22 protein-coding genes are annotated in these 26,033 nt (G+C 57.1%); 9 read left to right on the top strand and 13 right to left on the bottom strand.

All coding sequences use genetic code 11. The features are described 5' to 3' along the window. Positions 1-59: 59 nt before the first annotated feature. The 5 genes from mglB to RTX96_RS01725 all read right to left on the bottom strand — a co-directional run bounded on the left by mglB (position 60) and on the right by RTX96_RS01725 (position 5,629). Positions 60-1,058: a galactose/glucose ABC transporter substrate-binding protein MglB gene (gene mglB / locus RTX96_RS01705; protein WP_103819075.1), complete on the bottom strand. Its 999-nt coding sequence runs from the start codon at positions 1,056-1,058 to the stop codon at positions 60-62. A 282-nt stretch (positions 1,059-1,340) separates the two neighbouring features. Continuing rightward, positions 1,341-2,366, bottom strand: a complete 1,026-nt coding sequence (gene galS, locus RTX96_RS01710; RefSeq protein ID WP_312669939.1) for an HTH-type transcriptional regulator GalS — start codon at positions 2,364-2,366, stop codon at positions 1,341-1,343. 155 nt (positions 2,367-2,521) lie between these two features. Further along, positions 2,522-3,679, bottom strand: coding sequence for a DUF418 domain-containing protein YeiB (gene yeiB, locus RTX96_RS01715; protein WP_312669940.1), 1,158 nt, complete (start codon positions 3,677-3,679; stop codon positions 2,522-2,524). 29 nt (positions 3,680-3,708) lie between these two features. Continuing rightward, positions 3,709-4,374, bottom strand: coding sequence for a GTP cyclohydrolase I FolE (gene folE / locus RTX96_RS01720; protein WP_103819072.1), 666 nt, complete (start codon positions 4,372-4,374; stop codon positions 3,709-3,711). Positions 4,375-4,495: 121 nt separating this feature from the next. Continuing rightward, entirely contained in the window at positions 4,496-5,629 is a 1,134-nt protein-coding gene (locus RTX96_RS01725; protein ID WP_312669941.1) for a YbfB/YjiJ family MFS transporter, read from the bottom strand. Between the two features lie 141 nt (positions 5,630-5,770). Between RTX96_RS01725 and fghA the strand changes: the two genes are divergently transcribed. The 3 genes from fghA to RTX96_RS01740 all read left to right on the top strand — a co-directional run bounded on the left by fghA (position 5,771) and on the right by RTX96_RS01740 (position 8,215). Then, a complete protein-coding gene (gene fghA / locus RTX96_RS01730; RefSeq protein ID WP_312669942.1) occupies positions 5,771-6,610 on the top strand; it encodes an S-formylglutathione hydrolase in 840 nt (279 codons plus the stop codon). Positions 6,611-7,035: 425 nt separating this feature from the next. Continuing rightward, positions 7,036-7,920: a LysR family transcriptional regulator gene (locus tag RTX96_RS01735; protein WP_312669943.1), complete on the top strand. Its 885-nt coding sequence runs from the start codon at positions 7,036-7,038 to the stop codon at positions 7,918-7,920. Continuing rightward, complete coding sequence (locus RTX96_RS01740) at positions 7,904-8,215, top strand: phage holin family protein (protein ID WP_103819068.1); 312 nt, start codon at positions 7,904-7,906, stop codon at positions 8,213-8,215. Before RTX96_RS01735 ends, RTX96_RS01740 begins: the two co-directional genes overlap by 17 nt. Before the next feature lie 47 nt (positions 8,216-8,262). Here RTX96_RS01740 and cirA read toward each other — a convergent pair whose 3' ends face one another. From cirA to yieE, 3 genes are all read right to left on the bottom strand, one after another. Further along, positions 8,263-10,245 (bottom strand): catecholate siderophore receptor CirA, encoded by a 1,983-nt coding sequence (cirA, locus tag RTX96_RS01745; protein ID WP_312669944.1) that lies wholly within the window; start codon positions 10,243-10,245, stop codon positions 8,263-8,265. Positions 10,246-10,462: 217 nt separating this feature from the next. Continuing rightward, positions 10,463-11,932 (bottom strand): amino acid permease, encoded by a 1,470-nt coding sequence (locus tag RTX96_RS01750; RefSeq protein WP_103819066.1) that lies wholly within the window; start codon positions 11,930-11,932, stop codon positions 10,463-10,465. Positions 11,933-12,062: 130 nt separating this feature from the next. Continuing rightward, positions 12,063-12,929: a DNA-binding transcriptional regulator YeiE gene (gene yieE, locus RTX96_RS01755; RefSeq protein ID WP_312669945.1), complete on the bottom strand. Its 867-nt coding sequence runs from the start codon at positions 12,927-12,929 to the stop codon at positions 12,063-12,065. Positions 12,930-13,052: 123 nt separating this feature from the next. Here yieE and RTX96_RS01760 point away from each other — a divergent pair, with 123 nt between their 5' ends. Together RTX96_RS01760 and nfo are read left to right on the top strand one after the other, a co-directional pair. Then, positions 13,053-14,099, top strand: a complete 1,047-nt coding sequence (locus tag RTX96_RS01760; protein WP_312669946.1) for a YeiH family putative sulfate export transporter — start codon at positions 13,053-13,055, stop codon at positions 14,097-14,099. Between the two features lie 75 nt (positions 14,100-14,174). Next, complete coding sequence (gene nfo, locus RTX96_RS01765; protein ID WP_312669947.1) at positions 14,175-15,032, top strand: deoxyribonuclease IV; 858 nt, start codon at positions 14,175-14,177, stop codon at positions 15,030-15,032. 558 nt (positions 15,033-15,590) lie between these two features. Here the strand turns inward: nfo and fruA are convergent. Genes fruA through fruB form a run of 3 tightly spaced genes read right to left on the bottom strand, consistent with a single transcriptional unit; the run spans position 15,591 to position 19,372 of the window. Next, positions 15,591-17,288, bottom strand: coding sequence for a PTS fructose transporter subunit IIBC (gene fruA / locus RTX96_RS01770; RefSeq protein WP_103819062.1), 1,698 nt, complete (start codon positions 17,286-17,288; stop codon positions 15,591-15,593). Between the two features lie 15 nt (positions 17,289-17,303). Further along, positions 17,304-18,242, bottom strand: coding sequence for a 1-phosphofructokinase (gene fruK / locus RTX96_RS01775; protein WP_042389694.1), 939 nt, complete (start codon positions 18,240-18,242; stop codon positions 17,304-17,306). Continuing rightward, positions 18,242-19,372 carry a fused PTS fructose transporter subunit IIA/HPr protein gene (gene fruB / locus RTX96_RS01780; RefSeq protein WP_312669948.1) on the bottom strand — a complete coding sequence of 377 codons (1,131 nt, stop codon included), beginning with the start codon at positions 19,370-19,372 and terminating at the stop codon, positions 18,242-18,244. Before fruB ends, fruK begins: the two co-directional genes overlap by 1 nt. Positions 19,373-19,742: 370 nt before the next feature. On the opposite strand from fruB, the gene setB reads away from it, so the two are divergent. Next, positions 19,743-20,924 carry a sugar efflux transporter SetB gene (gene setB / locus RTX96_RS01785; RefSeq protein ID WP_103819060.1) on the top strand — a complete coding sequence of 394 codons (1,182 nt, stop codon included), beginning with the start codon at positions 19,743-19,745 and terminating at the stop codon, positions 20,922-20,924. On the opposite strand, the gene RTX96_RS01790 is transcribed toward setB, so the two are convergent. Continuing rightward, positions 20,921-21,175, bottom strand: coding sequence for a YkgJ family cysteine cluster protein (locus RTX96_RS01790; RefSeq protein WP_312229299.1), 255 nt, complete (start codon positions 21,173-21,175; stop codon positions 20,921-20,923). The two genes, setB and RTX96_RS01790, sit on opposite strands and share 4 nt — an antisense overlap. Before the next feature lie 168 nt (positions 21,176-21,343). Between RTX96_RS01790 and yeiP the strand changes: the two genes are divergently transcribed. After that, positions 21,344-21,916, top strand: a complete 573-nt coding sequence (gene yeiP, locus RTX96_RS01795) for an elongation factor P-like protein YeiP (RefSeq protein WP_103819058.1) — start codon at positions 21,344-21,346, stop codon at positions 21,914-21,916. Between the two features lie 104 nt (positions 21,917-22,020). Here yeiP and uxuA read toward each other — a convergent pair whose 3' ends face one another. Then, positions 22,021-23,211, bottom strand: coding sequence for a mannonate dehydratase (uxuA, locus tag RTX96_RS01800; RefSeq protein ID WP_103819057.1), 1,191 nt, complete (start codon positions 23,209-23,211; stop codon positions 22,021-22,023). Positions 23,212-23,420: 209 nt separating this feature from the next. Between uxuA and RTX96_RS01805 the strand changes: the two genes are divergently transcribed. Further along, entirely contained in the window at positions 23,421-24,887 is a 1,467-nt protein-coding gene (locus RTX96_RS01805; RefSeq protein ID WP_312669949.1) for a fructuronate reductase, read from the top strand. Positions 24,888-25,018: 131 nt separating this feature from the next. After that, entirely contained in the window at positions 25,019-26,005 is a 987-nt protein-coding gene (locus tag RTX96_RS01810) for a GTP-binding protein (RefSeq protein WP_312669950.1), read from the top strand. Positions 26,006-26,033 lie beyond the last annotated feature (28 nt).

Genomic DNA, 26,033 nt, shown 5'->3' on the forward strand with positions numbered 1-26,033 from the left:
CGCACATCGCGTTATAAAAGGGCGCATCAAGATGCGCCCAGTGAAAGCAGAACAATGAATTACTTATTGCTGAACTCAGAGAGGTTCTCTTTATCCACGCCAACGTAAGGGATACGGACGATTTTATCTTCCAGCTTCCAGTTAGTGCCGTCAGCCGCGCCTTTACCGTCAGCGAGGTTTTTCGCCAGATCAAAGGTCGCTTTCGCCTGGTTGTTGGCATCGTTCAGAACGGTACCGGCCAGCGCACCGGATTTAACCAGCGCCAGCGCTTCTGGCAGGGCGTCAACGCCGAATACCGGAATGGCGGATTTGTTGTGGGCCTTAAGTGCTTCTACCGCACCCATTGCCATTGCATCGTTGTTGGCAATAACCACTTCGATTTTGTTCGCGTTCGGGCCAGAGAGCCATGCATCCATCTTATCTTTCGCCATTGCGGTATCCCACATGGCGGTATCCAGCTGCAGCTGCTGGGTTTTCACACCCTTGTCGTTCAGCTCTTTGATAACGTAAGTAGTACGCGCTTCGGCATCCGGGTGGCCCGGCTCGCCTTTCAGCAGAACGAACTGAATCTGGCCGTCTTTATTCAGGTCCCAGGTTGGGTTCGCCGCCCAGTGCTTAGCGATCAGGTCGCCCTGAATAATACCGGACTCTTTTGAGTCGGTACCGACATAGTAGGCTTTGTCATAGCTATCCAGCGCCTTGCGGGATGGCTCTTTGTTGAAGAAGACGATCGGCACGTTCTGGCCGCGCGCTTTCTCGATAACCGTACCTGCGGCTGCCGGGTCAACCAGGTTAATCGCCAGCGCTTTAACGCCCTTCGCCAGCAGAACGTCGATCTGATCATTCTGTTTTGACTGGTCGTTCTGCGAGTCGTTCATCAGCAGCTGAACGTCCGGCGTCTCTTTCGCATCTTTCTCAATTGCTTTACGCACAACCGACATAAAGTTGTCGTCATATTTATAAATGGTCACGCCAATGCGGGTATCTGCCGCATGTGCTGCCGCGCCAAAAAGCATGCTTGCCATTACGGCAGACAGAGTTAAAACCTTCTTATTCATGGTATCTCCGGTTTATGCAGGGTAGTTCTTGTGAATAAAGATCGGCGGGCAGCAGAATAGTGAAACGTTACTGTCGCCGAAGGTCACTCTAAAAATTGGGTCTTCCGTGTACGGTAACGCTCCAGAAAAGCTTTATTGATTGTTCCTTGCGATGCACCATGCCTGGCCGAACGGCCTGTATTACATAATGTTTCAGGCTTTGGAACGCTGACATCATAGTCAGCGCATTGTTAAGATACTGTGAATTTACTCACAGATTGAAAACGGTTACATGCAGCTATGTTATGAGTTAGTGATCGGAGCCACAGTTTGCCGCAGCGCGACCGAGTGACGGCGAACCAGAGTCGGCATAAAGCAGTGCGTCGCGGCCAGATCCTGCGCCCCCGCCGCCCCCTGCAGCGCCAGCTCAGTCGCCAGCCGGGCCATTGATGCAATGGGATACCGCACCGTCGTTAGCTGCGGATCGGTATAGCGGGCGATAGGGATGTCATCGAAACCAATGAGTGACAGATGCTGCGGTACGGCGATACCGTTATCCTTGAGCGCCGTCAGCGCCCCGGCGGCCATGCTGTCGTTGTAGGCGAAAACGGCAGTCAGGTGCAGATTCCGGCCAAGCAGCTCAACCATCGCCGCCTCTCCCCCCTGCATATCCGGCGCGCCCACCCCCACCCAACCTTCGGGCGCGGTGATCTCCCGCTCCGCCAGCGCCTGCCGCCAGCCCTGCTGGCGCAGATCGTTATCTTCAATCTGATGGCTGGAGCCGAGGTAGCCTACACGCTGATGTCCCTGAGCAAGCAGCATCCGGGTCGCCATTACCGCCCCGCTGACGTTATCCAACGCAACGCAGCGGTGGGCGTAGCCGGGAACCACGCGGTTGATCAACACCATGCCGGGGATCTGCTCCATAAAACCGGCCAGCTCTTCATCGCTTAATGCTTTAGAGTGAACAATCAGGGCGTTACAGCGTTGACGGATGAGGATCTCAATGGCGTGACGCTCTTTTTCCGCCTCATGGTAGCTGTTACCAATGAGGAGATACTTCTGGTGCTGCTGGGCGACGGTGTCTACCGCCTTGACCAGCGCGCCGAAGAAGGCGTCAGAGACGTCCATGACCACGACGCCAATCGTATCGCTGACCTGCGTCGCCAGCGCCTGAGCGTTGGCGTTAGGCCGATAACCCAGCTGTGCCACGGCCTTCATTACCGCTTCGCGGGTGTCAGGGCTGACCATCGCGCTATTATTGAGCACGCGTGAGACCGTCGCGACAGAGACGCCCGCACGACGGGCCACGTCACGAATGGTAATCATGCCCGGCCTCCTGAATGAGTTTGCAGCAGCTCACAGTTTCCCCCTGGGTTTAGCAAGAGCGCTATTCTGGCAGGGGGAGCGGCGGCGCTACGTGAGGAAGGTCACAGCACTGAAAACGGTTACATCCGTTTTGTTAATGATTGTGATCCAGATCGTTATCTGGATGTATGGGAGAGTGAAACGCCTGCCGCACGGGCGGTAAGCTTGCGCCACAGCCACTCCACCGGTCCCTGACGGAAAGTGCGCAGCCAGAGGAGAGAGAAGAGAATATTCACGGCCCAAATAGGTGGGATAAATGCCAGCAGCTGTAAGCGGTCAAAGCGCATAAACAGTCCGAGGTGATAGAAGAGCGTGGTGCAGATCAGGGTCTGTAAGAGATAGTTGCTCAGCGCCATCCGCCCTACACAGGCCACCGCCAGCACAATACGCCAGCGGCAGATTTGCGGCCAGAAGCCATAGGCCAACGCCGCATAGCCGATGGTTTGCAGCGGTGCGCCAAGCTCGCGCGGCGCCTGGAGCAGAAAGGCACACCAGCGGTATGACCATCCCAGTTGCCACTGGGCAATAATCGCTGGCAGGTTAATCGCCATACCGGCAAGGATCAGCAGCACCCCGGTTTTACGGTAGTGCCGCAGGCTAAACTGCCCTTTCAACCAGCCGCTACGCATGAGCGCCGCCCCCATCAGCATCATGCCCGCCAGCTGCCAGCCATACTGCGCGCCCAGCGCAATCAGACTGTTGGAGAGCATGTCCGCCCGGTTGTCGATCGCCTCATAACCGCCATGCGTCTTCCACCACTGCTCATACTGGAGGTTCGCCGCGTCAGGCATCCACGAGCGGCTGGTCTGGTTGCCAGAGATAAAGCCCAGCAGCAGCAGCACGGCGATGCCAACCAGATAGAGCATAATTCCGGTGTTAAAAAGGCTCTTTATGCCCGGCGCATCGCGCACCAGCCGCCAGCTGATCACGCCGATCAGCCCATAGGCCAGCAGAATATCGCCATCCCAGAATAGCAGGCCGTGAATAAAGCCCAGCAGCGCCAGCAGAGTAAGCCGCGACTGGATCCAGCGTTTGCCCCGTGGGAGCAGCAGCTGAAGTCCCGCTCCAAACAGCAGCGCAAACAGCGTTAAGAATTTAACCTGGGCGAAAAGGTCAAGCACCGCCCAGGTCCAGGCATCGCGCAGCGTGATATCGCCATACCATGCCGGATTGATATAGGCCGCCTTCGGTAGGCCAAAGGCGTTGATATTAAGCAGCAGAATACCGAGGATGGCGACGCCACGAATGAAATCCAACGTAACATTTCGTTCCATTGCGTCGCCCCTGCGCGTAGTTGACGGGATCAGTTATGGTGACGCACGGCGCGTAAAAACTCCTGCCGCGTGTTCTGGCTGGATTTAAACAGCCCACCCAGCGAGGTGGTCGTGGTGGCGCTGGTGGCATCACGAATGCCGCGCGCTTTCACACAGTAGTGCACCGCATCAATAGAGACGGCCACGTTGTTGGTGCCGAGCAGCGTTTGCAAGGCGATAAGGATCTGCTGCGTCAGACGCTCCTGAACCTGCGGGCGCTGGGCAAAGAACTGCACGATGCGGTTGATCTTCGAGAGGCCGATTACCGCATCTTTCGGAATATAGGCTACCGTTGCCTTACCGTCGATAGTAACGAAATGGTGTTCGCAGGTGCTGGTAAGCGTGATGTCGCGCACCGTAACCATCTCATCCACCTTCATTTTGTTCTCAATGACGGTGATCTTCGGGAAGTTAGCGTAGTCGAGGCCGGAAAAGATCTCGTCCACGTACATTTTGGCGATACGGTGCGGCGTTTCCATCAAACTGTCATCGCTCAGATCGAGATTTAACAGTTGCATGATCTCGGTCATGTGTCCGGCAATAAGACGCTTGCGGGTTTCTTTGTCCAGGTCGACCGGCGGACGCAGCGGGGTTTCCAGCCCGTGCGCGACCAGTGCCTCATGGACAAGGGCTGCTTCTTTACTGAGTGATGGCATTATTTATTCTCCTGCAAGTGATGCTCTCCTTTGCCGCTAAGGGGGCAAAGTGCGCAATCATTGTGCGTGAGGACGCCGACAGAAGCTAGTGGTGCGGTCATGATAATTATTGAAATTGCTATTACCTTTCATCATGACGCCGCCAAACCAGCCCTCCGGCAATGAAAAGCGCCGCGCCTGCCAGACCCAACGCCGGTTCCAGACGGTGGGTTAGCCAGGTCGACAGCGCCGAGGTCATCGGCCCGATCAGCTGGCCAACGGCATAGCCGGTGGTCAGCAGCCCGGCCATATAGCGCGCATGCCCTGCCGCCAGCTCGCGGCCATAAAGCAGCGACAGCTGGACCGCACAGAGGAAGCCGCCGCCCACCAGCAGCGCGCCGCAAACCAGCCCCGCCATGCCCGGCAGCAGCCAGGCGGCAAGTACCCCTACCCCCTGCAGCCAGAGCACCACGGCGAGACGCTGATGGCTCTCACCGCGATGACGCAGCGCCACGCTAAGGGCGATGCCAAGCACCGCGGCTACGCCAAACACTGGCCAGACAAACTGGGCGAACAGGCTACCGGGAAAGCGCAGCGCTGCCATCTGCGACAGAAAGGTAGCGGGCAAAATATAGCCGAACCCGGCGAGGCTGTAGCTCCACGCCAGCCGCGTAATATTCCCGGTCAGGTGCAGCGGCTGCGGCTGCTCGCCGCTGCGGTGCAGCGCCCCCGGCCGGGGGAGATCGCGGGCAATCGGCGCAACAAGCACCAGCGCCAGCACGCCATAAACCAGCCAGCCCGCCGCCGCCGACAGCCCATACGCCTGGATCGCCACCGCCAGCAGACCGCTAAGGGCAATACCTGCCCCTGGGCCGGCAAACACCGCTGCGTTAAGGCCCGGCCTGCCGGTATGCGCCAGCCGATCGCCGACCCACGCGGCGGTCAGCACCATCGCCCAGCCGCTCATTACGCCGATAACCAGCCGCAGCACGCCGTGGAGCAGCGGATTTACCGCCAGCGCAGAGAGAAAGGTCAGCAGCACCGCCCCGCCGATGCCGACGTAGAGCCTCTGCTCAACATGATGGCGGGCACGCATGGCATCCCACGCACCGATGAGATAGCCAAGGTAGTTCATCGCTGCGACCAGCCCGGTACTGGTCAGGCTGAGCTGGCCGTCACGGATCATCAGCGGCACCTGGGGGGTGAAAGCAAAGCGCCCTATCCCCATCGCCACAATGAGCATTACAAACCCGGCCAGGGCAATGCGTACTGCCATAACAGCCTCAAATGTTAATAAAAAGTTGCGTTTATGATGCTTGATATTGCTTTTATGCGGAAGTGAAAGTTTCTCCCGGCTTGCGAATTATCTGTATGATTAATCAAACAGACGAAAGTATGACGATCCGAGGAGACAGGCATGGAAATGCTCGAACAACACCGCTGCTATGAAGGCTGGCAACAGCGCTGGCAGCACCACTCCGCCGTACTGAACTGTACGATGACTTTCAGCGTTTTTGTTCCGCCCTCGGCGAACGATGCGCCGCTGCCGGTGCTCTACTGGCTCTCTGGCCTGACCTGTAACGATGAGAATTTCACGACCAAGGCGGGGGCGCAGCGCGTAGCGGCCGAGCTGGGGATCGTGCTGGTCATGCCGGATACAAGCCCGCGCGGTGACAGCGTTGCCGATGACGCCGGGTACGATCTGGGTAAAGGCGCAGGTTTCTACCTCAATGCCACTCAACAGCCGTGGGCTGCCCACTACCGGATGTATGACTACCTGCGCGACGAACTACCCGCTTTGGTGAAAGCGCACTTTAACGTAAGCGATCGCTGCGCCATCAGCGGTCACTCGATGGGCGGTCACGGCGCGCTGATCATGGCGTTAAAAAATCCAGACAGATATACCAGCGTGTCAGCCTTCGCGCCTATCGTTAATCCGGCGCAGGTTCCGTGGGGAGAGAAAGCGTTTAGCGCCTACCTGGGCGATAACCGCAGCGACTGGCAGGCATGGGACAGCTGCGCGCTGATGCAGGCCAGCCAGCCGGGGGATGCCATTCCGACGCTTATCGATCAGGGTGATGGTGACACATTCCTGGCCGAGCAACTGCAGCCTGCCCGCCTCGCCGAGGCCGCCCGCCAAACCGACTGGCCGTTAACCCTGCGCGTGCAACCGGGCTATGACCACAGCTATTTCTTCATCGCCAGCTTTATTGAAGACCACCTGCGTTTTCACGCCCACTACTTGCAGGCTAATTAAGTACCATACTCATTTAACTACCCCGCCCAACGTGGGGTAGTTAATTCTTATTTAACTGATCTATCAGGGTGCTAAAGCATTTCCTTTCCGTGACAAAATATATCCGTGATCGTCCCAACAAAAACTAAAACTCTTTTCCAGAAATGCCCCTCGTTTTTACCTCTTTCAGAAACCTTTTATTTCTCTTAAACGTCAAGCGTGACGCCTGTCAGCCGTGTATTTATTGACAAATCAAATAGATAGCCAACACCCATTGATTAAATATATAAATCGTAACGATCTTTATTTTTTGAGGTTAAAAAAATGTAACTCGATACAATAGCCGCACCATTCTCAGGCATATGCCTATAGAAAATGCACATCTTCACTATGTTGTTCAGTGTTAACTTACCTGTGATGCAGTATTCACACTGTCGGAGGGAGTAATGAACCTTTTTATCTCTAATAAGCTTAAGTACTTTATAGCGGTAATGGAGGAAGGCAGCGTAAGTAAGGCCTGCCAGCGTATGCATATATCGAGAACGCCTATGAGCAAGGCCATCTCAGATATTGAGCAGGCGCTGGGGATCCCACTGTTTATCAGAACCAAGGAGGGTATGACACCCAGTAAATTTGGTACCATTCTTTATAACAAGATCGTGCCCTACTATAACGATCTGGTTAAAATCGAACACTGTATGCATACCGACGACGGGTTGCCCGTCACGCGTATAATGTGCAGTCGCAGTATACCAAAATCAATAATAAGCCACCTAAGCGTGGCGCTATCAAACAACAATATCAATAATGAATTTACTCTTGCCGATGAGATAAAGCAGGACGATCTCTCCTCAGAGCTCCATTTCTATGACATTGTGATAGCTGATAAAAATTTTCTCAGCCAGTATGCCCGATCCGAGCCGGTATCCTTTGATATCTCTATCAACTCGACGTCCGCCGCCTGTGAAAAAATGTTACGCGGAGGGGAAATTGACGTATACCATGACTTTGATGCAGACAGCAGCGTGACCGAACTCTTTGTGCAGGATAAAATAAAGTTCAGGGATATCAAAAAAATTTGTAACAGCGATCTCATCGATATGATGGATAGAGTTAACAACCATCATGCGGTTATCATTTCAACGGATCCGCTATTAAGCCTGCTCAACGTCGACGACACCACCGTGTTAAAGCGCAGCGTCATCAGTAAAAGATTATGGTTCTATTCGCAGTGGAAAGTAAAAAATAACAAAGAGACAGCACAGGTAATGTCTACGGTATTTGCCGATTTAAATAAATCAGGCGTTACCCATAATGAGCTACCTCGTTAGTTTGATTTTATTCTTGCTTAGCCATCCATTGGCTACTTTTTGCGGTCTGAGTGCGTTTATCGTATCCTGTTGGTCAGGGTACATAGAAAAAGCATCACCAGGGAATATTATTATAAGCAGCTTAGTCTGCGTTGTCAGCGCGCTGGCTTTTTTAGATGTGTTAATTCGTGGCAACCACTATCATCTCATCTTCCCGTTAATAGGGATTATTACCGGATTTATTGGGCCCTATAAAATCAGAGCCATTATTATTGCTTTAGTAAGATACTCTCTCTCCTCTGACAATAAGAAATAAGTTGTAATTTTCAGGGGGGCTGGCACCCCCCTATTTTTTTGTATCTATCAAAAACGATAATCTACCGCCATGAAATAACGACGGCCATCTTCGTTATAGCTGTAGTCGTCGCGGCTCAAATCTTTATCTGTAAGGTTAAGCACCCCCGCACGCAGCTTGACGTTTTTGGTCGCCTGCCATGCGCCACCCGCGTTCCAGATCACGTAGCCGCCCGGGGTTTTCCCGGTGTTGCTGACGTCACGCTTCTCACCGGTATAGTTACCGGATACGTAGAACGACCAGTCCTGCATCGCCTGCCAGTCCAGGGTACCGTTTGCAGTGTGGAACGGCAGCTCTTGCAGCGGTTTATCGCCGCCGTCGCTGAGATCGCGACCGTCGTTATAGGTGTAGTTCAGGGTCAGCTTCCAGGCATCGTCAAACGGCACCTTCAGCTCGGTCTCTACGCCACGAATGCGCGCTTTGTTAACGTTGAAGTAGCGGAACGTCGGGACGCGGCGGCCGTTGGCGTTGGTGTAGAAGCCGACAAAGTTGGAGTAGGACGGTGCGGCTGCGGCATCAGCGGTACGGTTGATGCTGATCATATCGTCAACGTCGTTCTGAAAGGTGGTAATACTGCCTTCCACCCCCTCCAGCCAGCCCTCTTCCCCGCTGTAGTAAAGACCCAGCTCAAAACTTTCGCTGGTTTCCGGTTTCAGATCCGGGCTGCCCACAATCCGGCAGCTGCCGCGGCAGGAGTTGGTGGCCCAGTCCGGGCTAAGTTGTAACAAGGAGGGCGCTTTAAACGCGGTGGCCCAACCGCCTTTGACGGTCACAGTATCGGTGGCGTTATAGACCAGGTAGGCGCGCGGGCTGTAGTGATCACCGTAGGTTTCATGATCGTCCATACGAATGCCGGTGGTCAGCGCCAGCGGCTCGAAAATACGCCACTCGTCTTCAATAAACAGTGCATACTGGCTGGCGGAGGTGTTGCTGCTGCTCCCCCCGGTCAGGTTAACCGGATCCTTGAGCTTGTCGTGACGCCATTCGCCGCCGACGGTCACGAACTGATTAATCATCTCCAGCGGCAGGACGTATTTGCCATCCACGGTATTGTTTTCTGAGGTAATGGGTTTGCTACCCGGACTCTTATTATCCACCTTCTCGCCGTAGAACTTTAGCTCGCTGGTGCCGACGTCCCAGCGGCCGTTGTGGCTAAGAGAGTAGTTTTCCCGCTCAAGACGGTTGCGATCGAGAGAGTCGGAGTCCCGGTCCTGACGGTCAAAGCCATACCCGGCGGTAAAGTCATGATTTTCGGAGGGCGTCCAGGCAAACTCTACGTTTGCATCGCGGCTGGTAAAGCCCTCGATGCGCGGAGTCTCGCCGGTCGCGGTGGTGTCTGACGGCTCCTGCTTATCTTTTTCACGCTTTGCCACGCTGCCAAAGGCTTTCACGCCCAGCACGCCATCCACCAGCGGACCGCTGGTATAGAACTGGCCGTTGTAAGTGTCCCCGCGATCGCGCTTCTCCTGGAGGGTGGTATCAGCGGAGAGGGTGCCCGTCCACTGCTGGCCAACCTTTTTGGTAATAATATTGACGACGCCGCCCAGCGCGTCAGAACCATACAGCGAGGACATCGGGCCGCGAACGACTTCAATACGCTCAATGGCATCTACCGGGATCCAGTTCAGGTCAAAGTCGTTATGGCGGAAGACCGCGTTACGGGAGTTGACGCGTTTGCCGTCGATCAGGATCAGGGTATAGCTGCTGTCGAGGCCACGAATGCTGACGCCTTTACGGTTATCCCCCTCGTTGGTGAGCTGTACGCCCGGTACGTCCTGAAGCACATCCTTCAGATTATTGACCGGCCGGCGCTGCAGATCCTGCTGCGTCACAACGCTAATGCTGGCCGGGGCATCTTTCAGATTCTGCTCGGTGGCGGCGGCGGTCACGACCAGGGTGTCGGATTCGCTGTCGACGGCAAAAGCGGGCAGCGCCAGCGCCATTGCGGACGCACAAAGCCCTCCCCGCACGATGGGATTCAACCTAAACATTCCATTTCTCCATGAGATAACTACAACAAATCTAAGAAGTTTTGCTCACAAGGTTTTATCTGATTCCCGCTACGTTGGCAGGATGAGCGTAACGATAAAGCAAATAATAATGATTATCAATTTAATTGTTAAAAGTTATGTCAACGCGAGGATTTATGGAGAAATGATGGGCAAAAAAAAGCCCTTTCAAAATGAAAGGGCTTGATTGTGAAAGGATTTATTTGTTAAATCTTTTCGGGAACTCCATGTCCTTGTAGCTGACAAATTTCGTTCCGCGGGTCAGCTTGTAGCCGAACCAGATGATCAGGAACAGCGGAATTCCAATATAGGTCGCCGCGACCCCGCCCCAGTCGATGGTGTCTTCTAGGAAGGCCTGGTAGTTTTGACCCAGCGTGATAATCAGGCAGAGCACAAAGGCGAAGATGGGCCCCAGCGGGAAGAAACCGGAGCGGTACGGCAGATCGCTCAGGCTATGGCCCTGCATCACGTAGCCGCGACGGAAACGGTAGTGGCTGATGGCAATCCCCAGCCAGGCGATAAACCCGGTCATGCCCGAGGTGTTCAGCAGCCACAGGTAAACCGTCTGGTTGCCAAACATTGAGGTCAGGAAGCAGAGCCCGGCAATCACCGTCGTCGCATACAGGGCGTTACGCGGTACGCCGCCCTTAGAGAGACGGGCGAAAATACGCGGCGCCTTACCGTCGCAGGCGAGAGTGTAGAGCATACGCGTAGAGGCATACATCCCCGAGTTACCCGCAGAGAGGACCGCCGTCAGGATCACCGCGTTCATTATCGCCGCCGCTGAGAGCAGGCCCGCATGTTCGAATACCAGGGTGAACGGGCTGACGCTGATGTCTTTCACATCGTTACGCAGCAGGCTCGGATCGGTATAGGGGATGATCAGGCTAATAATCAGAATAGCGAATACATAGAACAGCAGGATACGCCAGAACACCTGACGCACCGCGCGCGGAATATTCTTCTCTGGATCCTCTGACTCGCCCGCCGCAATACCGATCAGCTCGGTACCCTGGAAGGAGAAGCCTACAATCATCGCGACGCCAATCATGGCGGCAAAACCGCCGGCAAACGGCGCGTCGCCAATGCCCCAGTTGCTCCAGCCAGCCGGTTTTGCACCGTGGAAGATGCCGAGGATCATCATCACGCCGACGATGATAAAGATAATGACGGTAGCCACCTTAATTAGCGAGAACCAGTACTCCGCCTCGCCAAAGCCCTTCACGGAGATCCAGTTCAGCAACACGATGACGGTTAAGAACAGCGCGCTCCAGATCCAGCCCGGCGTGTCCGGGAACCACCAGCTCATCACCAGCTGCGCGGCGACCAGGTCGACAGCGATAGTCACCGCCCAGTTGTACCAGTAGTTCCAGCCCAGCGCGAAGCCAAAGCCCTCTTCCACATACTTCTGGCCGTAGGTTGCAAACGAACCGGATACCGGCATATAGGCCGCCAGCTCGCCGAGACTGGTCATCAGGAAGTAAACCATAAGGCCAATCAATATATAAGAGAGCAGCGCGCCGCCCGGGCCCGCCTGGGAGATGGTTGCGCCACTGGCAACGAAAAGACCTGTACCAATCGATCCGCCAATTGCGATCATGGTCAGATGACGCGCCTTGAGTTCACGGCGAAGCGTGGGCGCTTGTGTGGTTTTAGTTTCGGAAACCATATGAAAATGCTATCCATCAAAAAAATGAGGCGGGATTGTAGCAGACGTCACCACATCCTTCTGGCTCAAATATGCGGTTATAAGAGAGCTTCATGATCGGTAATGGATTATAAGTAAAGCACAGAATCCCTTATATTTCACAGTAACGCAGAAAACGCTTCAGGGCGTTGGAGAGGTGCTTCTGCCGGTGATGGATGCGCCACAGCGTACGCACCAGGCGCGGCAGCGGAATGGCAATCTCCTTAAGCGTGCCGGTCTCCAGCTGCTCGGCAATCACCCGGCGTGACAGGCAGCTAATACCCAGCCCGTGGCGCACCGCATGTTTAATGGCTTCGGAGTTGCCCAGCTCCATGCCGAGATGAAACTGTGGCAGGTGGGAGAGCAGCAGATAGTCAACCAGCTCGCGGGTACCGGATCCGCGTTCGCGCAGGATCCACGGCGCACTGGCAAGGCGCTCCAGCGTGACATCGCCCTGCAACAGCGGCGAGGCCGGGGAGGCAAACACCACCAGCTCATCCTCCAGCCAGGGCTCGGATACAATCTCGGCGGTATGGCACGGCCCCTCAATCAGGCCAATATCCACGCGGAAATCCGCTACCGCATTAATCACGTCCTGACTGTTACCTACGCTCATCTCCAGCGGCAGTCCTGGAAAGTCGCGACGGTAGCGGGCGATGATCTCCGGCAGGATATAGTTGCCGATGGTGCTGCTGGCGTAGACGCGGATCGCCCCGTTATCTTCCCGGAACAGCTGCTCTATTTCTGTGGCCTGTTCAAGGAGGGCCAGCGCGCGGGGATAGAGCAGTCGCCCATGCTCGTTAACCACCAGCCGCTTGCCAACCCGGTCAAAAAGCTGCACACCAAGCTGCCCCTCCAGATCGGTCAGGGCCGCGCTGACCGCCGACTGCGAAAGCGCGAGCATCTGGGAAGCCTGGGTTGTTGAGCCGCTTTTCAGCACTTCAGCAAAGACGGCCAGCTGGCGCAGGGTGATATGCATGGTCAGGATCCTGTCGGGCAAGCATCGCACTTACCACTTATATAGATTGATTATAAATATATAATCAATTTTATTTTTAAGCCAGCCCGACGTAACCTTTTTATCCCGACAGAGGAGAAGGTTATGGCTGAACTTACATTAAAACATCATCGTAGCGTGGGGCATCTCGTGCCAGGCCTGGCGCTAAGCGCTGCCGTTGCTGGCGTGGCGCTGTGGAGCGGCACGATCCCTGCGGTTTCCGGTGCCGGTTTTAGCGCGCTTTCGCTGGCTATTTTAATCGGGATGGTGCTCGGCAACATCCTTTATCCGCAGATTGGACAGCCCTGCGAGGGCGGGATTGTGTTTGCCAAACAGCACCTGCTGCGGCTGGGGATCATTCTGTATGGCTTTCGCCTGACGTTCTCTCAGATTGCTGACGTCGGCGTCAGCGGCATCGTTATTGACGTACTGACCCTCTCCAGCACCTTTTTACTGGCCTGCCTGCTGGGGCAGAAAGTGTTCGGCCTCGACAAGCACACCAGCTGGCTGATCGGCGCAGGCAGCAGCATCTGCGGCGCGGCGGCGGTGTTGGCTACCGAGCCGGTGCTGAAAGCCGAATCCAGCAAGGTGACAGTGGCCATTGCCACGGTAATGATTTTCGGCACGCTGGCTATTTTCATCTACCCGGCCCTCTATCCCCTGGTTACGCACTGGTTTACCCCCGAGAGCTACGGCATCTATATAGGATCGACCATGCACGAGGTCGCTCAGGTGGTTGCCGCAGGCCATGCCGTTAGCCCGGAAACAGAGAGTGCAGCGGTCATTGCGAAAATGCTGCGCGTAATGATGCTGGCACCGTTTCTCATCCTGCTTGCGGCCCGCGTGAAGCAGCTGGCCCCGACTAACGACGGTCAACGCAGCAAGATTACGATCCCGTGGTTTGCGATCCTGTTTATTGCGGTTGCGGTGTTTAACTCCTTCGGCCTGCTGCCGAAAGCCGCTATCGATATGCTGATTACGCTGGATACCCTGCTGCTGGCAATGGCAATGGCGGCGCTGGGCGTAACCACCCACGTTAGCGCAATTCGCAAAGCAGGGGCACGGCCGTTGCTGATGGCGCTACTGCTCTTTACCTGGCTAATTGTCGGCGGCGACGCCATCAACCTGGCGGTTCATTATCTAATGGCATAAATCAATACATTCTACTGTAGCGAACCCGCTATCATACGCCTTTGTTTTTACCTGCGGGTTTTACAGGAGTAGTAGATGAAATTTATTGGCGCGCATGTTAGCGCGGCGGGTGGCGTGGCAAATGCTGCCGTACGTGCGGCAGAGATCGGGGCCACCGCCTTTGCCCTGTTTACCAAAAACCAGCGCCAGTGGCGGGCGGCGGCGCTCAGTGGCGCGACAATCAACGAGTTTAAGGCCGCCTGCGAAAAACACCGCTTTGGTCCGGGCCAGATCCTGCCCCACGACAGTTATCTGATTAATCTGGGGCACCCGGTAGCCGAAGCGCTGGAGAAGTCCCGGGAAGCCTTCATTGATGAGATGCAGCGCTGCGAGCAGCTGGGGCTCACCCTGCTGAACTTCCACCCCGGTAGCCACCTGATGCAGATCCCAGAGGATGAATGCCTGGCGCGCATCGCCGAGTCGATCAACATCGCGCTGGATAAAACCGAGGGCGTCACGGCGGTGATTGAGAATACCGCAGGCCAGGGCAGCAACCTCGGCTTTAAGTTTGAGCACCTGGCGGCAATTATTGACGGCGTAGAGGATAAGTCCCGCGTCGGCGTCTGCATCGATACCTGCCACGCCTTTGCGGCGGGGTACGATCTGCGCGGCAGCGAGGCCTGTGAAAAGACCTTTGCCGAGTTTGAGCGGATCGTCGGCTTCCAGTATTTACGGGGAATGCACCTCAACGATGCCAAAAGCGCCTTTGCCAGCCGCGTCGACCGCCATCACAGCCTGGGCGAAGGCAATATTGGCCACGAAGCCTTTAGCTGGATCATGCAGGACGCCCGCTTCGACGGTATTCCGCTGATCCTCGAGACCATTAACTCAGATATCTGGGATGAAGAGATTGCGTGGCTGAAGGCGCAGCAGGTGCAGACAGCCACGGTTTAAGACAGGAACGCCGGGCGGCGGCTACGCCTTGCCCGGCCTACAAACTGCACGATCCTGTAGGCCCGGTAAGCGTAGCGCCACCGGGCGTAAAAAAAGCAGGAAGAATATACGAGCCCGCAGTGGTTTCCGTTCACCTCAACTACCCTGCTTATCTGAGAAAGTTGTACACGTGAACGTGCCAGGGTGGCTCACCGCCACCACCCCGGCGACCCGGGCTCCCGGCAGGGAAAATCGCCGCTGCGCGGTTCCCTCGGCTTATCCCTTTCGGCTTTCGGGTCGGGCGAGATGCAACGTCCCTGTAAGTCACGCCCTCAGCCCGCATCCATGCGGGCTGCCCCGGCCGTAAGTGAACGCCTCAGCAATTTTCAGCCGGACCCAACACCTTGCTTTAATATCGAGCATAAAGTGGCGTCTCTGTCGCTGTATGTTCTTAATGCCGGACGGTGGCTTCGCTTTGCTCGGCTTACAAAATCTCACGGTCTTGTAGGCCGGTAAGCGTAGCGCCACCGGGCGCAAAAAAAGGCAGCCCGTGGGCTGCCTTTTTTGATCCCGCACGCGTTACGCGGTTTTCACCGCCATCTCCGCTTCCGGACGCTTCAGGAAGGCGTAAGCCAGACCCGCCAGCAGCGTACCGGCAACGATGGCCACCAGGTAGCCCAGCACCGGCGTAATAGCACCCGGGATCAGCAGCACAAACAGACCGCCGTGCGGCGCCATCAGCTTCGCGCCAATCGCCATCGAGATAGCCCCGGTCACCGCGCCACCCACGATGCAGCACGGGATCACCCGCATCGGATCGCGCGCGGCGAATGGAATCGCCCCTTCGGAGATGAAGCACAGGCCCAGCACCAGCGCGGCTTTGCCACCCTCCTGCTGCCCTTTATCAAACTTCTTACGGGCCACCATCGTTGCCACACCCATCGCCAGCGGCGGTACCATGCCCGCTGCCATGATAGCGGCCATCGGCGCATAGGTCTGGGTACTCAGCAGGCCAACGCCGAAGGCATAAGCCGCTTTGTTAACCGGACCGCCCATGTCAGTACACATCATGCCACCGAGGATCGCCCCCAGCAGGACCGCATTCGCCGTACCCATAGTCTGCAGCCAGTGGGTCAGGCCCGTCAGGATGCCTGCAACCGGTTTGCCGATCAGGTAGATCATCGCCAGGCCAACCACCAGGCTGGAGAAGAGCGGAATGATCAGGATTGGCTTCAGCGCCTCCATGCTCGGCGGCAGCTTCAGCTTCTGGCTGATCGCCTTCGCCACATAGCCGGCAAGGAAGCCCGCAATGATACCGCCGATAAAGCCGGAGCCGGTGCTGACGGCCAGCATGCCGCCAATCAGGCCCGGGGTGAGACCCGGACGGTCGGCAATAGAGAACGCAATGTAACCTGCCAGTACCGGTACCATCAGCGCGAACGCCGAGCCGCCACCGATCTGCATCAGCGCAGCGGCCAGGGTATCAGGGGTTTTAAACGCTTCAATACCAAAGGCGAATGACAGGGCGATACAGAGACCGCCCGCCACGACCATCGGCAGCATATAGGAGACGCCGGTCAGCAGGTGACGGTACGCGCCCGCACCCTCTTTCTTCCCTTCCGTCGCCGCCTGGGCTTTGCCAGAAGGCTGATAAGGCTTGGCTTCCGCCTGGGCTTTATCCAACTCCTGCGCGGTTTTCTTCAGCGCCAGGCCGGTGGTGGTGCGATACATCGGCTTACCGGCAAATTTCGCCAGGTCCACTTCGATATCTGCCGCAACGATCACCAGATCCGCCTCGGCCACCTCCTCTGGGGTGATGGCATTGCCAGCACCCACGGAGCCGCGGGTTTCAACCTTCACCCACCAGCCGCGTTTTTTGGCTTCGGTTTCGATCGCTTCTGCCGCCATAAAGGTGTGCGCTACGCCGGTCGGGCACGCGGTCACCGCCACGATGCGCTTCACGCCGCCGCTCGCCGCCGGAGCGGCAGTCGCAGCAGTGGCGACCGGCGCGCTGTAGACCGCGGCGTGACTTTTCGCCTCGCTCAGGAACAGCTCCGGATGTGCTACAGCGCGGTTTACGTCGCCGAGCCACACCTTCTTGCCGCTCAGGGCGCTGTCGTTTGGCACGCTGGAGCCGAGTACAATCGCCAGCTCCGCTTCATTCGGGTTGTCGATAAATTGCAGATTTGCTTTTTGTGCTGCCGCACCCAGCAGGGTTTTCGCCATGTAAGCGCGAGCCTGTCCAAGAGCGGAGTCAATAATCAGCAGCGTTTTCATTATGCTCTCCTGCTGTTAGTTAAAAGGTTTTAAGTCAACGCGCGCCATCATCGCGGCTAACTGGGTACGATCGGTAATGCCCACGTTACTCTGGCTAACGGCCAGCGCCGCGACCGCGGTCGCAAGGCGTAACGTATGCTCACTGGATTCACGCATCAGCAGGCCGTAAATCAGACCACCAACCATCGAATCCCCTGCGCCAACGGTGCTTACCACCTCCATTGACGGCGGTTTGGCGATCCATTCGCCTGAAGCGTTAACCCACAGCGCCCCTTCCGCACCCAGCGAAATCACCACGTGGGCGATCCCCTGCTCGCGAAGGGCATGAGCGGCTTCAATCACATCTTTCAGCTCAGGCAGCTTACGCCCGGCCCAGATCTCCAGCTCGCGGCGGTTCGGCTTCACCAGCCACGGCGCGGCTTTCAGCCCGGCAACCAGCGCCTCACGGCTGCTGTCAAAAATGATGCATGGGCACTGGCTGCGCAGACGCGTCATCCAGTCGGTAAAGGCTTCCGGACTGACGCCGGCCGGCAGGCTGCCGCTGACGCAGACCATATCGAACTGGCCCAGCCAGCTCAGGGAGTCGGCGACAAAGCGTTCCCAGTCCGCCGGGGTCACTTCAAAACCGGAGAAGTTGAAATCGGTGACCTCGCTGTCTTTTTCGGTCAGCTTAACGTTGATGCGGGTACGGCCCTGCACTACCTGGAAACGGTTAGCAATACCCAGCTCGCTAAACAGCTGCTGGAAGCCATCCTGGTTATCTTTGCCGAGGAAGCCGCCGACGGTGACGTCAATCCCTAAGTCTTTAAGCACCTTGGCAACGTTGATCCCTTTACCTGCAGCGTGCAGGCCGGTGGTGCGCACGAGGTTGACTTCACCGCGCTCAATTTCCGGGGTGAATCCGACCAGGTCATAGGCTGGGTTAAGGGTGATGGTGGCAACACGTCTGCTCATTATGCGCCCTCCCCCAGACCGGCCGCGATGGCTTCGCCAATCGCCTTCAGCGCCTGTTCAGCATCCTCACCCTGAGCGGTAAAGCGCAGGCGATGGCCCTTCTTCACGCCCAGCGCCACAACCTTCATCAGGCTGCGGCCGTTGGCAGGCTTGCCGCTGCCGTCCAGATTGGTAACCGTCACGTCGCTATTAAACTGTTTAATGGTGTTCACCAGCATCGTTCCTGGACGGGCGTGCAGGCCGTGTTCGTTGCGCACGACAAACTCGGCGTTCAGCACGTCAGCCTTCAGCGCATCATCGCTGGTGAGCAATGCCAGCAGCGTGGCGGAGTCAGCGGACAGCAGACGGTCAGCTTTGTTGGCCAGCAAAATGTCAGCCAGACGCTTCAGCACCGCTTCCGGGCCGTTGTCGGTCATCGCCACGCTCACCAGCAGCGCCGCGCGCTCGCCGTTCACGTCAAAGGCGTTTGCCGCCCGGCTGACGGCAATGGCGCTCTGCAGGTTGCCTTCGGCGCTGTCGTTCAGCCAGATCCCCTGGCCGAGGTTCAGCGGCTGTTCGCTGATGGCGCGGGTCACAAAGTTAACGTCAACCGCCCCCGCCTCTTTCAGACGTCCGGCGTTCAGCGCCTGCAGCGTCACCAGATCGCTGGCTGCAACGTCGAGAGTCAGGGTTTCATTATCCAGCTTCATGCCAGCGCTCTGCTTTTCACCCATCAGCAGGGCACGCAGCTCTTCCGCAGTCGTGGCGGATTGCAGCTGGGCTGCCACGTCGTCGTCGCTCAGAACGTGGGTCAGCTGGCGCAGCAGGCCCAAATGCTCATCGGAGCTGGCAGCAATACCAATAGCGACATAGGCTACCTGCCCTTCCCCCCACAGGACGCCCTGCGGGAACTGATAGACCTGCACGCCGGTTTTCAGCACCTTGTCACGGGTATCAGTGGTGCCGTGCGGAATAGCGATGCCGTTGCCAAGGAAGGTTGAGGTCTGCTGCTCGCGCGCGAGCATACCGGCCACGTAGCCGTCAGCCACGTTGCCCGCCTGCACCAGCTCGCCCGCTATCTGGCGAATCGCCTCTTCTTTATTACCGGCCTGCTGGCCCGGATGGATGTCCTGAACGGATAACTGGAACATGAATCTCCACTCCTGCTGAACTTGAATCGTTTCAGCTAGCTGGTGAAATGGAGCGTCATCGACGCGGGAACGATCGCGCAGATGACGCTGAAACGTTTCACGAAGTCTTGCTCACTCTCCTTCCGGGATCAAGGAAACTCTTCATTTAGGTGCAAAAATTTAGAGCTAATGCACATTTCTTTAACGCTTGCCGACGCAATGCTGAACATAAACCTGCAGCCGACGGCCCTGTTTCAGCAACGTCAGCTTTAATGATAATTATTTCAAAATAGCGTTTTGCTTTTTTGTGGCAAATCCCGGCCTGATCGCTGTCTATTTTCGCTCCAGCGGCGTAAAATCCGCCTCTTTCTCCCCTAAACAATAGTCAAAGATGCAAACTTCCCCTGCTGACGCTGCCCCAAGATCCGTTGATTTCACCTCTGCCGCGTTCCTGATCGTTGCCTTTTTAACCGGCATCGCCGGGGCGTTACAGACCCCGACCCTGAGCCTGTTTCTGACTAACGAGGTGCATGTTCGTCCGGCGATGGTTGGCTTCTTCTTTACCGGCAGCGCGGTGATCGGCATCCTGGTCAGCCAGTTCCTCGCTGGACGATCCGACCGCAAAGGGAGCCGGAAAAACCTGATCGTTTTCTGCTGCCTGCTCGGCGTGCTGGCCTGCGTGCTGTTTGCCTGGAACCGCAACTATTTTATCCTGCTGTTTATCGGCGTATTCCTGAGCAGCTTTGGCTCCACCGCCAACCCGCAGATGTTCGCCCTGGCCCGGGAGCACGCCGACCATACCGGGCGGGAAGCAGTGATGTTCAGCTCGATCCTGCGCGCCCAGGTGTCGCTGGCATGGGTGATTGGCCCGCCGCTAGCCTACGCCCTGGCGATGGGATTTGGCTTCACGGTGATGTACCTTAGCGCGGCGGTAGCCTTTATTGTCTGCGGCGTGATGGTCTGGCTCTTTCTGCCTGCCATGCGCAAAGAGCCGCGCCTCGCCTCCGGCGTGGTGGAAGCACCACGCACCAACCGTCGTGACGCCCTGCTGCTGTTTACTATCTGCACCCTGATGTGGGGCACCAATAGCCTCTACATTATCAATATGCCGCTGTTTATTATTGAGGAGCTGCACCTGCCGGAGAAGCTTGCTGGTGTGATGATGGGCACCGCCGCCGGACTGGAGATCCCGACGATGCTGATTGCGGGCTACTACGCCAGGCGCTTTGGTAAACGCTTCCTGATGCGTATTGCGGTGGCGGGCGGTCTGCTGTTCTACATCGCAATGCTAACGGTGCATACGCCAGCCCTGCTGCTGGCTTTCCAGCTGCTGAACGCCATCTATATCGGCATTCTGGCGGGGATTGGCATGCTCTACTTCCAGGATTTAATGCCGGGCCAGGCTGGGGCAGCGACCACGCTCTATACCAATACCACCCGCGTCGGCTGGATCATCGCGGGCTCAATGGCCGGGGTGGTGGCGGAGATCTGGAGCTACCATGCCGTATTCTGGATTGCGCTGGTGATGGTGCTGCTCGCCGCCGTCTGCCTGGCACGGATTAAGGACGTTTAGGGGGCGGTGGCCGCTTCGAGCGTAAGCAGGTACGTCATCGCCTCGTCGCGGCTGGTGAGGCACATCTCCCGCGACGGCTGCAGGCCGGAACAGACTTTTGGACGCAGGGGCGAGCCGAAGATGTTGCAGAGGTTATCCGCCGAGAGCTGCACGCAGCGCGTATTGGCTGGTTTGCCGTTGGGCATCCCGGGGATAGGACTACTGATTGACGGGGCGGTACAGCAGGCTCCGCAGTCCGGGCGACACTCCATAAAACGGCTCTCTTTTAGTGATGAATAGCGCAGCAAATGCCAACGCTTTGCCGCACGCTAACACTTTTCGTAGTGAAGATGCAAAACCTGGCGAAGAGGCTTGCCAACTGCGCCCCTCGCGAGTACTTTGTCGCGATATTTTTCCCACTTTTCCGCACAGGATCCATCATGGCAAGAGCGAACGAAATCAAAAAAGGTATGGTATTGAATTACAACGGTAAGCTGCTGATTGTAAAAAATATCGATATTCAGTCCCCGAGCGCCCGCGGCGCAGCCACCCTCTATAAAATGCGCTTCGCCGACGTCCGTACCGGAATGAAAGTGGAAGAGCGTTTCAAGGGCGATGACATCGTTGATACCGTGACCCTGACCCGTCGCTTCGTTGACTTCTCCTATGTAGATGGCAACGAGTACGTCTTTATGGATAAAGAGGATTACACCCCGTATATCTTCACCAAAGAGCAGATTGAAGAAGAGCTGCAGTTTATGCCGGAAGGCGGCATGCCGGATATGCAGGTTCTGACGTGGGACGGTCAACTGCTGGCGCTGGAGCTGCCGCAGACGGTGGATCTGGAGATTGTGGAAACCGCACCGGGGATTAAAGGCGCATCGGCCAGCTCGCGTACTAAACCGGCCACCCTGAGCACCGGTCTGGTGATCCAGGTGCCTGAATACCTGACTACCGGCGAGAAGATCCGCATTCACATCGAAGAGAGCCGCTATATGGGCCGCGCGGATTAAAATTATGTCAATGCCGGGTGGCGGCTAACCGCCTTACCCGGCCTACAAAACCTCACGATCCCGTAGGCCCGGCAAGCAGCGCGCCGCCGGGCAATTTGCGAAACTTATAATAGATCGCGGAACAGCGTCTGCTTCAGCGCCAGCTCTACGCCGCGCACTTCCGCCATTCCCTTCAGGCGACCAATCGCCGAATAGCCCGGATTCGTTTTCTTACGCAGATCGTCAAGCATCTGGTGACCGTGATCGGGACGGAACGGGATCGGACGCAGATCGCCCGCCTGTTTGCGCCGCTGCTCTTCGGTCAAAATCGCTTTTACCACTGACACCATATCCACATCGCCCTGCAGATGGGCCGCCTCGTGGAAGGTTTTGGGGTTCTCTTCCCGGCAGGTTGAGCGCAGATGGGTGAAGTGAATACGGTCGCCAAAGGTCTCCACCATCTTCACCAGATCGTTATCGGCGCGTACGCCGTAGGAGCCGGTGCACATGGTGAAGCCGTTGTGAATGCTGTCGACGGTCTCTTTCAGCCACTGCATATCTTCAATGGTAGAGACGATACGCGGCAGACCGAGGATGGGGCGCGGCGGATCGTCCGGGTGTACCGCCAGACGCACGCCAGCCTCTTCCGCTACCGGGACAATGGCCCGCAGGAAGACGGCCATATTCTCCCGCAGCTGCGCTTTATCGATACCATTATACTCTGCCAGACGGGCGCGGAACTGATCCAGGGTATAGCCCTCTTCCGCCCCCGGCAGGCCAGCAATGATATTGCGGGTCAGCTTGTCGATCTCCGCTTCGCTGGCGTTGTCGAACCAGGTTTTGGCCTGACGCTGCTCCTCTTCGCTATAGTCCGCCTCCGCGCCGTTGCGCTTCAGAACGTGCAGCTCAAAGGCGGCAAAGGCGATCTGGTCGAAACGCAGCGCTTTCGAACCATCCGGCAGCACATACTCCAGATCGGTACGCGTCCAGTCGAGGATAGGCATAAAGTTATAGCAGACGGTATCAATACCGCAGGCCGCCAGGTTACGGATGCTCTGCTGATAGTTGGCAATCCAGGTATCAACCTGACCGCTGTGAGTTTTGATCTCTTCGTGCACCGGGATGCTCTCAACCACCGACCAGGTTAACCCTTTTTCGGCCAGCAGCGCCTGACGCTGTTTGATCTCCTCAATCGGCCACACCTGGCCGTTGGGAATATGGTGCAGCGCAGTGACCACGCCCGTTGCGCCTGCCTGGCGCACATCATCAAGTGAAACCGGATCGTTCGGACCGTACCAACGCCAGGTTTGTTCCATCGCCTAACCCTCAAATAAAGTTGTTATACCAATATGGCTCACTCCCATGACGACTACCATACATGTTTCCCGATTAGGGTCAATTGGTCCGCCAGCTTTGATTGATCCAGCTCACGTTACGCAGATATTTGAGGCACACCAATTCAATTTGCTGTCATATAACTTTACACTGCACTTTGTTAATTATTGGTTAATCAGGTGTATGGGTCATGAAAAATATAGCCTCTGTTGCCCTCGCGGAAAACGTTCAACGGCCAGGGTACGATCGTCAGGCGCTGCGCTCGCGCATTGTCCACTTCGGGTTTGGCGCTTTTCACCGCGCTCATCAGGCGCTGTTAACCGATCGGGTGCTGAATGCCCGGGGCGGCGACTGGGGCATCTGTGAGATTAGCCTGTTCAGCGGCGACACATTAATGACCCAGCTCCGCGAGCAGGATCATCTGTTTACCGTGCTGGAGAAAGGCGCTGAGGGGAACCAGGCGATTATTGTCGGTGCGGTGAAAGAGTGTCTCAACGCAAAGCTCGACTCGCTGGCGGCCATTATTGAGAAGTTTTGCGAGCCGCAGGTGGCGATTGTCTCCCTGACCATCACCGAGAAAGGCTACTGCATCGATCCGGCCACCGGCAAGCTGGATACCCGCAATGAACGCATCATGCACGATCTGCAGAACCCGCAGGCGCCGCACTCCGCGCCGGGCATTCTGGTTGAGGCCCTCTCCCGCCGCCGCGAGCGGGGCCTGCCTCCCTTTAGCGTTCTCTCCTGCGACAACATTCCAGACAACGGCCACGTGGTTAAAAACGCCGTGCTGGGGATGGCGCAGCAGCGCTCTGCCGAGCTGGCAGCGTGGATCGGCGAGCAGGTGAGTTTTCCGGGCACGATGGTCGATCGCATTGTGCCCGCGGCCACCGATGCCTCGCTGGCCGAGATCGCCGACGTGCTGGGGGTAGCGGATCCCTGCGCCATCAGCTGCGAGCCTTTTATCCAGTGGGTTATCGAAGATAACTTCGTTGCCGGGCGTCCGGCGTGGGAAGCCGCAGGCGTGCAGATGGTCGATGACGTCCTGCCCTGGGAGCAGATGAAGCTGCGGATGCTCAACGGCAGCCACTCTTTTTTAGCGTATCTCGGCTACCTGGCTGGTTTTGCCCACATCAACGACTGTATGGCCGACGCGCACTTTCTCGCCGCGGCTCGCCAGCTGATGCTGGATGAGCAGGCCCCGACGCTGCGCATTACCGGCGTCGATTTAACCGACTATGCCGAGAGCCTGCTGGCGCGCTTTGCTAACCCGGCGCTACAGCACCGCACCTGGCAAATTGCGATGGACGGCAGCCAAAAGCTTCCCCAGCGCATGCTGGAGAGCATTCGCCTGCATCTGGAACGTGGATCGGCGTGGCCGCTGCTGGCGCTGGGCGTCGCGGGCTGGATGCGCTACGTCAGCGGCATTGATGATGCAGGGAACGCTATTGATGTGCGCGATCCGCTGGCGGAGAAGTTCCGTGAGAAGGTGGCCCAAAGCAGCGAGCAGGAGCGTGTTGCGGCTCTGCTCTCGCTCAGCGAAATCTTTGGCGCCGATCTGCCGAATAATCCAGCCTTTGTCGCCGGCATCGAAGCCGCCTGGCAGCGTATCACCACCCAGGGCGCGCATCAGGCGGTGATCTCCACGCTACAGCGTTAACCTTTCCTGCCCTTACCGCGGACGGAAAATGCTGCCGTCCGCGGTGACCCTTCTCTTTTCACTCTTTTTTCGCCAGGATGATGGGATCGTTTTTACGCGCTTTATTGTGCGGGACTATTTCTGGAGTGAATGTGACTAAGACCAATTTAATTACCGGCTTCCTGGGCACCGGCAAAACCACCTCTATATTACATCTGCTGGCGAACAAGCCGGAGGGAGAGAAGTGGGCCGTGCTGGTCAATGAATTTGGTGAGGTCGGCATCGATGGCGCGCTGATGGCCGAGAGCGGCGCGCTGCTAAAAGAGATCCCCGGCGGCTGCATGTGCTGCGTCAACGGCCTGCCGATGCAGGTGGGTCTGAATACCCTGCTGCGTCAGGGTAAGCCCGATCGCCTGCTGATTGAGCCGACCGGTCTGGGCCATCCGAAGCAGATCCTGGATATCCTGACGGCTGACGTTTATGAGCCGTGGATCGACCTGCAGGCCACCCTCTGCCTGCTCGACCCGCGTCAGCTGCTGGATGAAAAAGCGGTCACCAATGACAACTTCCGCGATCAGCTGGCGGCGGCGGATATCATCGTCGCTAATAAAAGCGATCGCGCGACTCCTGAGAGCGAGGCGGCGCTGGCCGAGTGGTGGCAGCGGTTTGGCGGCGACCGCCAGCTGCTGACGGCTACCCAGGGCGAGATTGATCCTGCGCTGCTGGATACCCCTCGCCGCAATCGTCGCGAGCTACCTTCCAGCGCCGAGCACAACCACGGCCACGCTGAGAAAAAGGGATTAGCGGCACTCAATCTGCCCGCCCACCAGCGCTGGCGGCGCAGCCTGAACAGCGGCCAGGGCCACCAGGCCTGCGGCTGGATTTTTGATGCCCAAACGCGGTTTGATACCGTAGGTATCCTGGAGTGGGCGCGTCTGGCCCCGGTCGGACGGGTAAAGGGCGTAATGCGTATTGCCGAGGGGCTGGTGCGCATCAATCGCCAGGGCGACGACTTCCATATTGAGACGCAGAATATTGCTCCGCCGGACAGCCGCATCGAGTTAATTGCGGATCGTGACGTAGACTGGAATGCGCTTCAGTCCGCTCTGTTGAAGCTTCGTTTAGCGGATGAGGATTAACGTTGCGGCTTTAAAAATTGCCGTGACG

This window comes from Pseudescherichia sp., from assembly GCF_032052675.1.
GTDB lineage: Bacteria > Pseudomonadota > Gammaproteobacteria > Enterobacterales > Enterobacteriaceae > Pseudescherichia.